General features: G+C 74.9%; 14 protein-coding genes and 1 pseudogene. 6 read left to right on the top strand and 9 right to left on the bottom strand.

Annotated elements, in window-relative coordinates; translation table 11 throughout:
• Nucleotides 1-34: 34 nt before the first annotated feature.
• The gene (locus tag C1I99_RS08165; RefSeq protein WP_111133600.1) at nt 35-1,456 is read left to right on the top strand and encodes an aldehyde dehydrogenase family protein; all 1,422 of its coding nucleotides are present in this window, start codon (nt 35-37) and stop codon (nt 1,454-1,456) included.
• Nucleotides 1,453-2,526 carry an alcohol dehydrogenase catalytic domain-containing protein gene (locus tag C1I99_RS08160; RefSeq protein ID WP_111133599.1) on the top strand — a complete coding sequence of 358 codons (1,074 nt, stop codon included), beginning with the start codon at nt 1,453-1,455 and terminating at the stop codon, nt 2,524-2,526. Before C1I99_RS08165 ends, C1I99_RS08160 begins: the two co-directional genes overlap by 4 nt.
• A gap of 105 nt (nt 2,527-2,631) precedes the next feature.
• On the opposite strand, the gene C1I99_RS08155 is transcribed toward C1I99_RS08160, so the two are convergent.
• Both C1I99_RS08155 and C1I99_RS08150 read right to left on the bottom strand, forming a co-directional pair.
• Entirely contained in the window at nt 2,632-3,366 is a 735-nt protein-coding gene (locus C1I99_RS08155; RefSeq protein ID WP_111133618.1) for a YqjF family protein, read from the bottom strand.
• Between the two features lie 242 nt (nt 3,367-3,608).
• Nucleotides 3,609-5,435: an AMP-dependent synthetase/ligase gene (locus C1I99_RS08150; protein WP_111133598.1), complete on the bottom strand. Its 1,827-nt coding sequence runs from the start codon at nt 5,433-5,435 to the stop codon at nt 3,609-3,611.
• 260 nt (nt 5,436-5,695) lie between these two features.
• Between C1I99_RS08150 and C1I99_RS08145 the strand changes: the two genes are divergently transcribed.
• Nucleotides 5,696-7,327: an alpha/beta fold hydrolase gene (locus C1I99_RS08145; RefSeq protein ID WP_438941391.1), complete on the top strand. Its 1,632-nt coding sequence runs from the start codon at nt 5,696-5,698 to the stop codon at nt 7,325-7,327.
• On the opposite strand, the gene C1I99_RS33870 is transcribed toward C1I99_RS08145, so the two are convergent.
• Nucleotides 7,299-7,847: an AfsR/SARP family transcriptional regulator gene (locus C1I99_RS33870; RefSeq protein ID WP_233512399.1), complete on the bottom strand. Its 549-nt coding sequence runs from the start codon at nt 7,845-7,847 to the stop codon at nt 7,299-7,301. The genes C1I99_RS08145 and C1I99_RS33870 overlap by 29 nt on opposite strands.
• A 331-nt stretch (nt 7,848-8,178) precedes the next feature.
• On the opposite strand from C1I99_RS33870, the pseudogene C1I99_RS33865 reads away from it, so the two are divergent.
• Both C1I99_RS33865 and C1I99_RS33860 read left to right on the top strand, forming a co-directional pair.
• A pseudogene (locus tag C1I99_RS33865) lies at nt 8,179-8,292 on the top strand (alpha/beta fold hydrolase); the annotation flags it as partial.
• 127 nt (nt 8,293-8,419) lie between these two features.
• Nucleotides 8,420-8,596 (top strand): alpha/beta fold hydrolase family protein, encoded by a 177-nt coding sequence (locus C1I99_RS33860; RefSeq protein WP_325049197.1) that lies wholly within the window; start codon nt 8,420-8,422, stop codon nt 8,594-8,596.
• A gap of 64 nt (nt 8,597-8,660) precedes the next feature.
• Here the strand turns inward: C1I99_RS33860 and C1I99_RS08130 are convergent, their stop codons facing one another.
• Nucleotides 8,661-9,224 (bottom strand): YdeI/OmpD-associated family protein, encoded by a 564-nt coding sequence (locus C1I99_RS08130; protein WP_111133596.1) that lies wholly within the window; start codon nt 9,222-9,224, stop codon nt 8,661-8,663.
• Entirely contained in the window at nt 9,221-9,637 is a 417-nt protein-coding gene (locus C1I99_RS08125; RefSeq protein ID WP_111133595.1) for a VOC family protein, read from the bottom strand. Before C1I99_RS08125 ends, C1I99_RS08130 begins: the two co-directional genes overlap by 4 nt.
• Before the next feature lie 61 nt (nt 9,638-9,698).
• Between C1I99_RS08125 and C1I99_RS08120 the strand changes: the two genes are divergently transcribed.
• A complete protein-coding gene (locus C1I99_RS08120; RefSeq protein ID WP_111133594.1) occupies nt 9,699-10,736 on the top strand; it encodes a helix-turn-helix transcriptional regulator in 1,038 nt (345 codons plus the stop codon).
• Here C1I99_RS08120 and C1I99_RS08115 read toward each other — a convergent pair.
• The 4 genes from C1I99_RS08115 to C1I99_RS32660 all read right to left on the bottom strand — a co-directional run.
• A complete protein-coding gene (locus C1I99_RS08115; protein ID WP_111133593.1) occupies nt 10,714-11,238 on the bottom strand; it encodes a hypothetical protein in 525 nt (174 codons plus the stop codon). The genes C1I99_RS08120 and C1I99_RS08115 overlap by 23 nt on opposite strands.
• A 23-nt stretch (nt 11,239-11,261) precedes the next feature.
• Nucleotides 11,262-12,056 (bottom strand): Rv1363c family protein, encoded by a 795-nt coding sequence (locus tag C1I99_RS08110; protein WP_111133592.1) that lies wholly within the window; start codon nt 12,054-12,056, stop codon nt 11,262-11,264.
• On the bottom strand, nt 12,053-13,297 hold the full coding sequence (locus C1I99_RS08105; protein ID WP_111133591.1) for an MCE family protein: 1,245 nt from the start codon (nt 13,295-13,297) through the stop codon (nt 12,053-12,055). The genes C1I99_RS08110 and C1I99_RS08105 overlap by 4 nt, the downstream gene beginning before the upstream one ends.
• On the bottom strand, nt 13,294-13,664 hold a 371-nt coding region (locus C1I99_RS32660), incomplete at its 5' end, for a hypothetical protein (RefSeq protein WP_199562045.1). The genes C1I99_RS08105 and C1I99_RS32660, both read right to left, overlap by 4 nt.

Below are 13,664 nucleotides of genomic sequence, written 5' to 3'. Positions count from 1 at the left end.
CTGCTAGTTTTGGCCGACGTACGTGAGGGGCGCGATGGATCTCGCACGGACCGACCTCTACCTCGACGGCCAGTGGGTCGCGGCTTCCACCCCCGGGCAAACCGTCGCGGTCCGGAACCCGGCGACCGAGGAGATCGTCGCGACCGTGCCGGCCGGCACGGCGGCCGACGTCGACCGGGCCGTGGCCGCGGCGCGGGCCGCGTTCGATCGCTGGGCCGGCACCACCCCGGCCGAGCGGGCGGCACACCTGGACCGGTTGCACGCCGCGCTCTCCGTCCGGGCCGACGAGATCGCCCACACCGTCGCGCTGGAGCTGGGCACCCCGCTGAAGGTGGCTACCCGGATCCAGGCCGGTCTTCCGCTCGCCGTTCTGCACAGCTACGTCGAGCTCGCCGCCCGCCCGCCGGCGGAGGAGACGGTCGGCAACTCGCTGGTGGTCCGTGAGCCGGTCGGCGTGGTCGGCGCGATCACCCCGTGGAACTACCCGTTGCACCAGGTCGTGGCCAAGCTCGCCCCGGCCCTGGCCGCCGGCTGCACGGTGGTGCTCAAGCCCAGCGAGCTGACCCCGCTGACGGCGTACCTGCTCGTCGAGGCGATCCACGAGGCGGGCTTCCCGCCCGGGGTGGTCAACCTGGTCACCGGCACCGGCCCGGTGGTCGGCGAAGCCGTGGCCGCCCACCCGGACGTCGACATGGTCTCCTTCACCGGGTCCACCGCCACCGGCCGGCGAATCTCCCACCTGGCCGCCGACCGGATCGCCCGGGTCGCGCTGGAACTCGGCGGCAAGTCCGCCAACGTGATCCTCGACGACGCCGACCTAGCCACGGCGGTCCGGGTCGGCGTCGGCAACGCCTTCCTCAACTCCGGCCAGACCTGCACAGCGTGGACCCGGATGGTGGTGCACCGGGACCGCTACGAGGAGGCCCTGGTTCTGGCCGCGAAGGCCGCCGAGCGCTACCGGCTGGGCGACCCGTTCGACCCGGCCACCCGACTCGGCCCGCTGGTCTCGGCCACGCAGCGAGAGCGGGTCGCGAACCACGCGGCCCGCGGGCTGGCCGACGGGGGCCGGCTGGTGGCCGGCGGGCCGGACGCGCCGGTGCCCGACCGCGGCTACTTCGTCGCCCCCACGGTGATCGCCGACGTCGACCCGGACAGCGCGCTGGCCCAGGAGGAGGTCTTCGGCCCGGTGCTGGCGGTCATCCCCGTCGCCGACGAGGACGAGGCGGTGGCCGTCGCCAACAACTCCCGGTACGGGCTGGCCGGCGCGGTCTGGTCCGGCGACGAGGAGCGGGCGCTGCGGGTCGCCCGGCGGATCCGCACCGGCGCCGTCGACATCAACGGGGCAGCGTTCAACCCGCTCGCCCCGTTCGGCGGCTACAAGCAGTCCGGCCTCGGCCGGGAGCTGGGCCGCTACGGGCTGGACGAGTTCCTGCTGACCAAGGCCATCCAGCGATGAGGGCGCTGGTCGCCCGGGCCACCGGCGGGCCGCTGTGGGTGGAGGACGTCGAGCTGCCCGCGCCGGGGCCGGGCGAGGTGCGGGTCGCCGTCCGGGCGGCCGGGGTGTGCCACTCCGACCTGTCCATGGTCAACGGCACGCTGGCCGCGCCGTACCCGCTGGTGCTCGGACACGAGGCGGCGGGGGTGGTGGTCGGTACCGGCGCCGGCGTCGACCGGGTGAGACCCGGCGCGCACGTGGTGCTGAACTGGGCGCCGCCGTGCCGGCGATGCTGGTACTGCGGGCGGGACGAGCCGTGGCTCTGCGAGCGGACCGGCTCGCCCGCCGCCGCCCGGGGGCACACCGCGACCGGCGAGGCGCTGCACGTCACCCTCGGTCTCGGCGCGCTGGCCGAGGAGGTGGTGGTGCCGCAGGACGGGGTGATCCCAGTCCCGGCCGGGCTGCCGTTCGAGGCGGCGGCGCTGCTCGGCTGCGCCGTGCTCACCGGCGTCGGCGCGGTCCGCCGCACCGCCCAGGTGGCTCCCGGCGACTCGGTGGCGGTGATCGGCCTTGGTGGGGTCGGCCTGTCGGTGGTCTCCGCCGCCCGGGCGGCCGGTGCCGATCCGGTGCTCGCCATCGACGTCTCGCCGGCCAAGGCCGGGCTGGCCGGACCGGCCGGTGCCACCGACTTCCTGCTCGCCGACGACACACTCAGCCGGGCGGTCCGGGACCGCACCGGGGGCCGGGGCGTCGACCACGCCCTGGAGTGCGTCGGCCGCGCCGCCACCATCCGCACCGCGTGGCGGGCCACCCGCCGCGGCGGGCAGGTCATCGTCGTCGGGATGGGCGCGAAGGACGACATCGTCGGCCTCAGCGCACTGGACATCTTCCACTCGGCGCGGACGCTGCGCTCCTCGGTCTACGGCTCCTCCGATCCGGACCGGGACGTGCCCGAGCTTGCCCGGGCCGTGCTCGACGGCACCCTCGACCTCGCACCCCTGATCACCGACCGGACCACCCTGGACGGCGCTCCCGAGGCGTTCGCCCGGATGGCCCGGGGCGAGGGCGCCCGGACCGTCGTGCTGCCCTGACTCCGCACGGACGGGCCGCGGCGCCGCCCCCCGCCCGTCCTCCTCCGACCGCCGGAATGGTTCGACGGCGGCCGATCAGCCGGCTTCCGCGCCGCCTCCTTCTCGTCAACGCACGACGGCGGGACGGCCGAAGCGCACCGGGACGCCCGGCGAGTAGAGCACGCTGACCGGCGCCGAACCGGGGGCGGGCAGACCGGCCGCGGATACCAAGTCGTCGTCGAGGGCCACCAGTTCCGCCCGGTGCAGCGGCCATCGCGGATGCGTGGTGGGCAGGTGCAGGGTTCGGCCGTACGCCCGGGTGTGCAGGCCCCAGCGGGCGGTGAGGAAGTGCTCCATCGGGCTCGGCTCGCCGATGGTGGCACCGACCCGCACGCTGAGCTGGCTGGACGCCCCACGAGGGCCGGGCCAGCGGCGGCGGCTGGTGTAGGTGAGCAGGTCACCGTCACGGCGCAGGCGCATCCGGGACCACCGGTACGGCAGCCGCAGACTGGCCTGCGCCGCGACGACGAACAGCAGCCGGGACGCGTCCAGGGATCGGAACACCACGGCCCGCCGTCCGGTGGTGTCCACGCTGTACAGGCGCACGTTGGTTTCGCAGAACGTGCCGAGATAGGGCAGGGCCGGGCCGGACAGCAGGCCGAGCCCGACCAGGCGGAACGCGATGAGGCCCACGTAGGTCCGCCCGTCTAGGACGTCCGGCCGGGTTCCGGGCGGCAGCATCGGCGCCACCACCCGCGGGTCCACCGCCCAGTGCACGAAGGCGAGATCGTGCCACCGCTGCACCAGCACCGGCCGGCGCAGCGGTCGGGTGGCCTCGGCCGTCACCGACTCGGCATCCATCTCGCCATTGTGGCCGATGGTCGGGCCGGCGCTGAGCACGGCGGCGGTCGGGTCGCCGCCGCGCGGCCTGGCCCGCGCTGCCGGCCGGCGGTCAGTCGTAGGTGAGCGGACCCACCAGCCGGATCTCCTCGATGTCAAGGGCGGCCTGGAGTTCCCGCAGCACGCTGTCGTCGATGCCGGCCGGCCGGACGGGCCGCCGACGGCCGCTGCCGGGCCCGCTCGCCGCCCAGTCCGCATCCTGGTCAATGGCCGCGGTAGAGCTCCTCGATCTCGGCGGCGTAACGCTCCTGCACCACCCCCCGCCGCACCTTCAACGTCGGGGTGAGTTCGCCGTCGGCCTCGGTGAGATCGCGGGGCAGGATGCGGAACTGCTTGATCCCCTCCGCCCGCGACACCGTCCGGTTGGCCCGGTCGACGGCGGCCTGGATCGTGCCCCGCAGCTCGGGGGATTCGCGCAGGTCCGACACCGAGGCGTCGGGGCGCCCGTGCTCGGCCCGCCACCGGGGCCACATGTGCGGGTCGATGGTGACCAGCGCGGCGACGTAGGGGCGTCCGTCGCCGACGAGCACGCAGTGGCTCACCAGCGGGTCCGACCGGACCTCGTCCTCGATCGGGGCGGGGGCGATGTTCTTGCCCGACGCGGTGACGATGATCTCCTTCTTGCGTCCGGTCACCCGCAGGAAGCCGTCCTCGTCGAGGTTGCCCAGGTCGCCGGTGCGCAGCCACCCGTCGGTGAACGTCTCCCGGGTGGCCTCGGCGTTGTTCCAGTAGCCCGGGAAGACGACGTCGCCGCGAGCCAGGATCTCCCCGTCGTCGGCGATGGCGATCTCGACGCCCGGCAGCGGCCGGCCCACCGTGCCGATCCGCACCGCCGTCGGCGTGTTGGCCGTCAGTGCGGGCGAGGTCTCGGTCAGCCCGTACCCCTCCAGCACGAGCAGGCCCGCGCCGCGGAAGAAGTGCCCCAACCGCTCCCCCAGCGGCGCCCCGCCGACGATCGCCACCTCGCACCGCCCACCGAGCGCCGCCCGCAGCTTGCGGTAGGCCAGCACGTCGAAGACCGCGCGGGCCAGGCGCAGCAGCGGGCCGGGGCCACTGGAGGTGTCCTGGGCTCGGCTGTGCCGCACCGCCACCCGGGTGGCCAGCGTGAACACCCAGCTCCGGTGCTCGTCGGCGGCCTTCTGCCGGGCCCGGTCGTACATCTTCTCGAACACCCGTGGCACGGCGAGGACGAACGTCGGGCGGTAGCGGCGCAGCTGGTCCAGCACCCCGCTGACGGTGGCGCTGTGCACCATGGTGGCCCGGGCCCGCACCATGCCGACCTGGATCAGCCGGGCGAAGGCGTGCGCCAGGGGCAGGAACAGCACGGTCGACGCCCCCGGATGGAACAGCTGCGGCAGCACCGCGGTCGCGTTGCCGACGTCCATGCCGATGTTGCCGTGGGTCAGCACGCAGCCCTTGGGCCGGCCGGTGGTCCCGCTGGTGTACACGATCGTCGCGATGTCGGCGGCCGTCACCCGGCCGCGCCGGGCGTCGACCTCGCCGGCGTCGACGCTCCGGCCGTTGCCGGCGAGCCGGATCAGATCGCCCGCGTCGATCTGCCAGGCCTGCCGCAGGGCCGGCAGGGTGTCGCGCAGACCGTCGAGCATCGCGGCGTGGTCGGCCGTCTCGACCACGCACCCCACCGCCGCCGAGTCGGTGAGGATCCAGGCCAGTTGGTCGGCGCTCGACGTGTCGTACACGGGCACCGTGACCGCGCCGATCGCCCACAGGGCGTAGTCCACCAGCGTCCACTCGTAGCGGGTGCGGCTCATCAGCGCCACCCGGTCGCCCGGCTGGACGCCGGCGGCCACCAGACCGCGGGCCACCGCCAGCACGTCGTCGCGGAACTGCCGGCAGGTGACCGTCGCCGGGCCGCCCCGCCCCGGCCGGTGCGCCGGCCAGGACCGGGGATCGGGGTCGGGCCGCACGAACTGCGGCTGGTCCGGGTCGCGTTCGGCGTTCTGCCACACCACCTCGGCCAGGCCGAGCTCGACGCCGGTGACGACCGGCGCAACTGCCATCTCCCGCACGTCCGCCCACCTGCCATCGTGTTCCGTCGCGTCAGCTCGATGATGCGGCGTGGACCGGCGGTGGATCGCCGAAACGGCGGAACCGGGCCGCCCAGCCCCGGCGGGTGGTAGACGACCGCCGGGCGCGGCCGGACCGCCGCGGGCGGCACGCCCGTGACCTGCGGCAATGGCCGGCCCCTGGTACCTGTTCTGGGCACAACCGGTGCGGTTCTGCGAGATCCTGTGATCGGGCCCTGATATCAATGCGCGAAGGAGCGGCCGTGGACCGGACCCGTCGGCGCACGCGCAGGTTGCTGGCGCTGGCCGCCGTCCCGCCGGCACTCGAGGCGGCCGTGATCGCACTGCTGACGTTCCACTCCGCGCGGGGGCTCTCGCCCCAGGTCACCGCCGTATGGCCGTACGACTCCTACCACGACATGCGTTGGTTGCTGGTCTACCACAACTCGTGGACGACGTTCCTGCTCGGCCTGCTGGCCATCACGCTGGTACGCGGGATGCTCTCCGCCGGGTTGACCGCCCTGGCCTGGCCGGAGCACACCCCCCGACCGTCGTTCCGCTGGCTGGCGCGGCGCAACCTGGAGGTGGCGGCCCTCGCGATCGTGATCATCTCACCGTGGGCGGCGCTGGCGGTGGCGTACTCGGCGCTCGCGCTGTCGTGGTACCTGCTGGCGTCGCTGCTCCCGATGCTGGTGTTGGCCCCGTTCCTGGTCCGGGGCGGCGTGGTCGACCGCTGGTGGCGGGGACTGCCGTCGCTGGCGCTGTTCGGCTGGTCGCTGCTGAACTTCGTCGTCCTCACCGTGGCCGGGGGGCTGGCCTCGGCCGTGCCGCTGTGGTGGTCCGTTCCGGTGGCCGCCGCCGCGGGGATGGCCAACGGTCTCCTCTGGCGCCGCACGGTGGCCGCCGCCGTCAGTCCCGGCCGGGTACGGCTGGCGCGGCTGCCCGTGGCGCCGCTGGCGATCGTCGTCATCATGGCCTCGTCCGTGGCCGCCCAGTCGCTGGTCGGGCTCACCGCCGGCGGGCCGACCGACTGGCGCATACCGGTGCTGACCGAGCGCCTGCCGGACCGGGTCCCGCACGCGGTGATCGCCCTCGCCGGGCACGATTCGAACTACGACGGGCGCCCGGCGGTCGACCCCCGGGTCCAACGCTTCTCCTACCGCGGGCTGGACGACCAGCAGCGGCCGTTGCCGTACGAGCCGGAGGACACCCACCAGTCCCTGGGTGCCAGCGCCGCGTTGCTGGCCACGCAGATCGACGCCCTGCACAAGCGGACGGGCCGGCCGATCGCGCTGCTCGGGGAGAGCGAGGGCGCGATGGTCGCGCGTACCTACCTGGAGAAATGGCCGATGTCGTCGGTGACCGCCGCGGTGATGTTCAGCCCACTGGGCCGGCCCGGCCGGGTCTACTACCCGCCGCCGGGTTACTCCGGGTGGGGCATGGTCGCGGGCTGGGAGCTCCGGGTGATCGCGACGCTGGCGAACACCACGAAGAAGGTCGACAGCGAACCGGACGAGCCGTTCATCCGTTCGGTGCTCGCGGACGCGCCGTTCTACCGCAACCGCACGCTCTGCCCGGTGGCCGGGGTGCGGATGATCGCCTTCCTGCCGCTGGTCACCGCCGTCGAAGCCCCGCCGGGCGAGTTCGCGCGGATCCCGACCGTTCAGGTGCCCGCGCTGCACGGGTTCCCGGTCGGTCAGGAGCGGGTGCGCCGCTCGGTGATCAACTTCCTGGCCGGGGAACCTGTCGAGCGGCCGCTGCGGGAGTACCAGTTCATCCAGTGGCTCGGCGCGGCCTGGCAGGCACCGACCCTGGCTCTGACGCTCAACCCGGTCTGGTCGGCCGGCCGCGAGGCCGACCCGGCGTTCACTGGGGACATCTGCGAGGCCCGGTGATCCGCGGCGATCGGGATACCGGCGACGCGGCACCATCCCGATGACCGGGCAGCAGCCTCCGTCCGGCACGGATGCCCCCGGCCGCCGCGAACGGGCGGATGAGAGTTCTGGTGAGGCGGCGTTGAACGGCCTGGCCCGGCGGCTCGACAAGCCGATGGGCGCCCTCGGCGTGATCTTCCTCCTCCTGGTGCTGGGCCAGACGCTCACCCACCACCCCACCGTCTCCGGCATCCTCGCCGCCGGCAGTTGGGTGCTGTGGGCGGCGTTCATCGCCGAGTTCGCCCTGCGCCTGGTCGGCGACGAACGTGCGGATCGCCCCGACCGCGCCGTCCGGGGGCACATCCCACAGGTCGTCGACGAGCCGGTCGACCGGCACCATCCGGCCCCGGGCGATCAACAGGCGGGCCAGCACCGCCCGGTGGCGGGGCCCCTTGAGCGCGACGACGCCGCCCGAAGCCACCGCCTGCAGCGGCCCCAGCACGCCGAAAAACACCTCCTGCCCCGTCGTGTCCCTGGTCACGGCCCCAATCTACGCACGCGACCCCGCTGGTCCCCGGGCGAGGCACCTCGGGCGGCATTCACCCGGGGCACTCATCCGACGCTGACTGGCTGCTGATCACGTCCAGGCAGGCTCGACCAGCAGGCGACGCCGGACCACCTGGTCGCCGCCCCTCGGCCGGCATCCACCGGCCGGCACCCGCACACCGCAGAAAGGCTTCACCGTGACTTCCAGCATCGACGGATTCGACTACCGGCGCATCCCCGTCGCCGACGGGGTGGCGCTCAACGTGGCGGTCGCCGGGTCCGGCAGCCCGGTCGTGCTGCTGCACGGCTTCCCGCAGACCCACCTCATGTGGCGGCATGTCGCCGCCGACCTCGCCGCCGACCACACCGTGATCTGCCCCGACCTGCGCGGGTACGGCGACAGCGACAAGCCCGCCGACGCCGACGGCACCGCGTACGCCAAGCGCACCATGGCCGCCGACGTCGTCGCGCTCGCCCGCGCGCTCGGTCACGAGCGCTTCCGGGCGTCGGCCGGCATCGACGTGGCACACGACCAGGCCGACCGGGCGGCCGGGAACCGGCTCCGCAATGCCGGTGACCGTTTTGCAGCAGGACTGGGGCGCGGCCCTCGGCTACGACGCGGTCGGGCTGTGGCGGGCCTGGGCCCCGGACCTGGAGCACCGCACGATGTCCTGCGGCCACTTCATGGCCGAGGAGGCCCCGGCCGAGGTGGTCGAGGCCCTACGCGCCCTGCTGGCCCGGTAGCCGGCCGGTGGCATCCGCCTGCCGGGCGGCGACGTCGCCCGGGGACGCGCGCGTCCCCGGGCGACTACCCGTCCGCCGCGCCCAGGGTCGCCAGTGCCCGGCGCAGCGCCCGGGCCCGCCCCTCTGGGGTGCGCGCCTTGAGCAGCGGCAGGAACAGCGCGTACCGGTCGCCGCGGCCGAGCGCGTCGTACGCCACGCGGGCGCGGTCGTCGCCCGCCAGCGCCGCGGCCAGGTCGTCGGGCACGGCGGCGCTGCGCTGCGGCGCGTACGCCGCCGCCCAGCGGCCGTCCGCCCGGGCGGCGGCGACCTGAGCACGGCCGGCCGGGCGCATCCGGCCGGCCGCCTCGAACGCTGCGACCCGCTCGACGTTGACCCGCGACCACGGGCTGCCGGGGCGGCGCGGCGAGTAGCGCTGCAGGAAGTGGGTCGCGTCGAGGCGGCGCCGGTGGCTGTCGATCCAGCCGTGGCAGATGGCCACGTCACCGGCCTCCGCCACGGTCACCGTGACCGCGCCGGTGCCCTTGCGGGCGATGCGCAGCCAGACGGCGGTCCGGCTGGCCCCGTACGCGGTGAGCCACCGGTCCCACTCGTCGGCGTCGGCGCAGGTGACGATCTCGGTGTCGGTCACCGCGCTGCCCGCCCGGCGAGGATCTCGACGTAGTGCGGGTTCTCCATGACCCCGAGCAGGTTGCCGAACGGGTCGACCACGGTGGCGGTCACGAAGCCGCTGCCCCGGTTCTGCGGCGGCTCGTGCGCGGTGGCACCCATCGCGAGCAACCGCGCGACCATGCCGTGCACGTCGTCGACGTGCCAGTACAGGACCGGGCCGCCCGGGCCGGGCGCCGCACCCGGCGGCCGGTAGCGGCTGTCGATCAGGCCGAGCTCGTCCTGGTCGTCGCCGAGGCGCCATTCGGCGTAGCCGTCGCGCAGGAAGTACGGCTCGAAGCCGATCAGCTCGGTGTACCAGGCCCGGGCCGCCGGCCAGTCGGCCGCCCAGTAGCTGACGTTGGCCATGCCGCGCAGTTTCGGTGTCTCCGTCATGACCTCACGTTAGGAGCGGTTGCGGAACATCTGCTTCCTCGATCTCGGGCAGAATGGGGGAGTGCTGGAAACCTCGGTACGGCTCCTGCGCCTGCTGTCGCTGCTGCAGCAGCGGCGCGAGTGGCCCGGCCCCGAACTGGCGGCGCGGCTGGAGGTCACCACCCGGACCGTCCGCAACGACGTCGACCGGCTGCGGCAACTCGGCTACCAGGTGCACTCGACCTCCGGCCCGGCCGGCGGCTACCGCCTGGGCGCCGGCACCGCGCTGCCGCCGCTGCTGCTCGACGACGAGGAGGCGGTGGCGATCGCGGTGGGGTTGCGGGCCGCGGCGGCCGGCACGGTCACCGGCATCGAGGAGGTGTCGTTGCGGGCGCTGACCAAGCTCGAACGCACCCTGCCGGCGCGGCTGCGCCCGCGCGTCGACGCGCTGCGTGCCGCGACGGTCTCGGCGGCCGCCGGGGGGCCCACCGTCGACGCCGACACCCTCACCGCCGTCGCCGCGGCCGCCCACCAGCATGAACGGCTGCGTTTCGCGTACGCCGGCCACGACGGGCGCGCCGGCGTACGCGACGTCGAGCCGCACACCCTCGTCTACACCGGCCGCCGCTGGTACCTGCTGGCCTGGGACACCGACCGGCGGGACTGGCGCACCTTCCGCGCCGATCGGCTCCGCCCGCTGCCGCCGACCGGCCCGCGGTTCGTGCCACGGGAGCCGCCCGGCGGCGACGCCGCGGCGCACGTGCTGCGCGGCGTGGCGTCGCTGGCGTTCACCTACCAGGCGCGCATCCGCGTGCAGGCGCCCGCCGCGGTGGTGGCCGAACGCAGCACCCCCACCTCGGGCCGGATCACCCCGGTCGACGACGCCACCTGCGAGCTGGTCACCGGCACGGATTCGCTGCACGACCTGGCCACGTACCTGAGCAAGTTCGACGTGCCGTTCACGGTGCTGGAGCCGCCCGAGCTGCGCGACCTACTGCGCCAGCTGGCCGCCCGCTACACCGCGGCCGCCGGCGGCGCCGCGCCGCACGCCGACGCGACGAGCGGCGCCCGCGAGCCGGCGCCACCGGATCGGACGCTCAGATGGCGGTCGCCGCACTGACCTTCCAGGCGCCGCCGTCGGGCACCAGAGTGAGCACCACCCGGTTCTGGTCCACCTTCTCCCCCGCCGTGCTGACGTTGCGCCGGTACTGGTTCAGGTAGACCAGCAGCTCCACCCGGTCGGTTGTGGCGCTCACCACCCCCGTCGCGGAGACCTCCGCCAGCACCACCGCCTGCTGCTTGACGGCGGTCTGCTTCAGTGCCGCCGTGGTCTGCGCGTACTCCTCGGCGAAGGATCCGGTGACGAAGCTTCGGCCGTTCGCCACGCTGTCGTCGAAGGTGCGGTGGTCGTAGGAGAAGATCGCCTTGGCGGCGGCGGGAGCGGTGGCCAGCGCCTGCCGCACCGCGGCGTCGCGCCGTTCGGCGGTGCGGTCGCCGTGCCAGCCGAGGCCGGCGACCGTCGCCGCCAGCAGGATCGCCACGACCAACGCCGGGATCGGCGGGACGCGGCGCGCCCGGGGGCGAACGGCGCGCCGCCACCGGGCGGGGACGAGGGTACGCATCGGTTCTCCTTCTCGGGTGGGCGTCAGCCGACGAACTGCAGGCGGGACACGAGCCACTCGCCCGACTCGCGGTCGCGTACCAGGTCCATCTGGATCCGGTAGTGCGACGGCCGTCCCTGCGGCGCCTTGGCGTTCTTCACCGTGGCGTCCACGGCTACCAGGACCACCGCCCGGCGGCGGTCCCCGGAGACCAGTCCCGCCCGGAGCACGGAGCCCTGCGACTCCACCTTGTTCTCCACCACGGCCGCGCGGACCTGCGACTCGCCCCGGGTGAACTCCTCCTTGAAGTCGCCGGTCGCCCCGGCGGAGATCCGCTGCAGGTCCCGGTCGACGCTGGCGGCGCTGACCGAGACGAAGTCGACGGCGACCTGCTTGGCCGCGGCGAGCGCCCCCTGACGTGCCTCGTCCACCGCCCGGTCGGTGTACCAGCGGTGGCCGTACACCCCGGCGGCGGCCAGAGTGGCCGCGAGCACGACCACCAGGAAGCCCAGCAGCGCCCGCCGGCGGGCCGGCGGGCCGGCCGCGCCCGTACGCTCCTCCCCGGCGGCGTCGTGCGGGCCACCGGCGGGCGCCGGGGCGCCGTCGGTGTCGACCGGCAGGTCCTCGACCTGGGCCGGATCCCCGACCACCGTCAGCTCCCCGACCGGTTCCCGGTCGAGCCGGTCCAGCACGTCCTCGATCGGCGTCGGCCGGCCCAGCGGCCGGGTGACGAGCCGCCGGGCCGGCCGGCCGGCCACCCCGGACTTCGCTCCCTTGATCACCTTCAGCGTGCGGTCCCTACGGGTCGGCACGGTCACCTCCTCCGGTCCGCCGGTCACGGGGTCACCCCGGCCAGCAGCAGCTGCTTCCACGACTGGTCCCCAGCGGTCCGGTACTGGCCGCCCGTACCGCCGAACTGCAGGGGCCGGCCGTCGCCGCCGAGCACCAGCCCGGTCGCCGGGTCGTAGCCGGCCGGGCCGGCCCCGGGCCGCGCCGCGCCGCCCGCCGGGGCCGGCCCGGCGCCGGAGGACCGCGGCGCGTTCCCGGCCCCGCGTACGCCGGCGCCGGCCGCCCGGTCCCCGGCACTGCACTGCCGTCCGCCGCCCTGGTACACGCACGACGGCGGGTCGTTGGCGTTGAGGACCAGGCCCAGGTGTGCCGTGCCGTCGCCCGGGGTGACCGTGAACCCGCCGGCGACGGTGATCGGGTAGACCACCAGCAACTGTTCGATGCCGGGCAGCCGCCGGGCGGCGATGCCGTTGACGGTGACCAGGTTGCCGAGCAGGGTGCCCACGGTCGGTTCCAGCCCGCGCAGCAGCGCCACCAGCTCGTCCCCGGCCGGCGGGCCGGCGGCGAGCAGGCGGCGCAAATCGGGGTCGGCGGCCCGGACGGCGGCGGCGAGCTGGGCCAGCCCGGCCGCCCACCGCCGCAGCGCCTCCGCCGACTCGGCCTGGGTAGCGAGGACGGTCCGGGCGTCCTCGATCAGCGTGAGGGTCTCGGGCAGCGCCTCGGTCGCGTCGGCGAGCAGCGCGTCACCGGCGTCGAGGATCCGCGCCAGCGCCTGCTCGTTGCCCGCGAAGGCGGTGCCCAGCTCGGTGACCAGTACCGCCAGGTCGTCCGGCCCGACCGACCGGACCAGCGCGTCCAGGTTGGACAGCAGTACCTCGGGGGCGAGCGGGACGCCGGTGCGGTCGGCCGGGATCACCGCGCCGTCGCGCAGGTACGGCCCGGCGTCACGCTCCGGGCGCAGATCCACGTACTGCTCGCCGACGGCGGAGCGCTGGGCGACCACGGCGCGCAACTCCGCCGGCACCCGTACGCCCCGCTGGATCCGCAGGTCGGCACGGACGCCTTCGCCGCGCAGGGTGACCGCGGTGACCCGGCCGACGGGCACGCCGCGGTAGGTGACCGGGGCATGCGGGAAGATGCCGCCGGCGCGGGCCAGGTCGAGGTGGACGACGTACCCGCCGCCGAGCAGCCGGTCGCCGAGGCCGACGTAGCGCACCCCCACGTAGGTGACGCCGAGCAGGCTCACCACGACGAAGACGAGGACCTTGAGTTTCGTGCCACGCCCGATCACGGCAGCAGTCCCCCTCGCAGGACGTCGGACAGGTCACCGGTCTGGCCGGTGATCGCCCCGGTCACCGGCAGCACGCACTCCGCCGACAGCACCGTGCCGGGCGGCAGTTCGGTGCCGGCGGGGAACGCGGTGCCGGGTGGCACCAGCCCCTTCGGCAGGATCAACCCGCCCGCCGGCACCGGCGAGCCGGGCTTGAGCAGCACGCAGCCCTCAGGCAGCAGGCAGTCCTTCGGCGGCGTCCAGGTCGCCGGGAAATTCTTCAGGTCGGGCAGGCATTCGGTCAGCGGCAGGTCGGGCAGGGGCAGCGGGCCGGCGCCCGGGCGGGGCCCGACCTGCCGCTGACCGAATGCCTGCCCGACCTGAAGAA

The sequence above is a fragment of the Micromonospora deserti genome, from assembly GCF_003236335.1.
In the GTDB taxonomy this organism is placed as follows: Bacteria; Actinomycetota; Actinomycetes; order Mycobacteriales; family Micromonosporaceae; genus Micromonospora; species Micromonospora deserti.
Note: the sequence above shows the minus strand (reverse complement) of the source record. Positions and strands in the feature narration are given on the sequence as shown.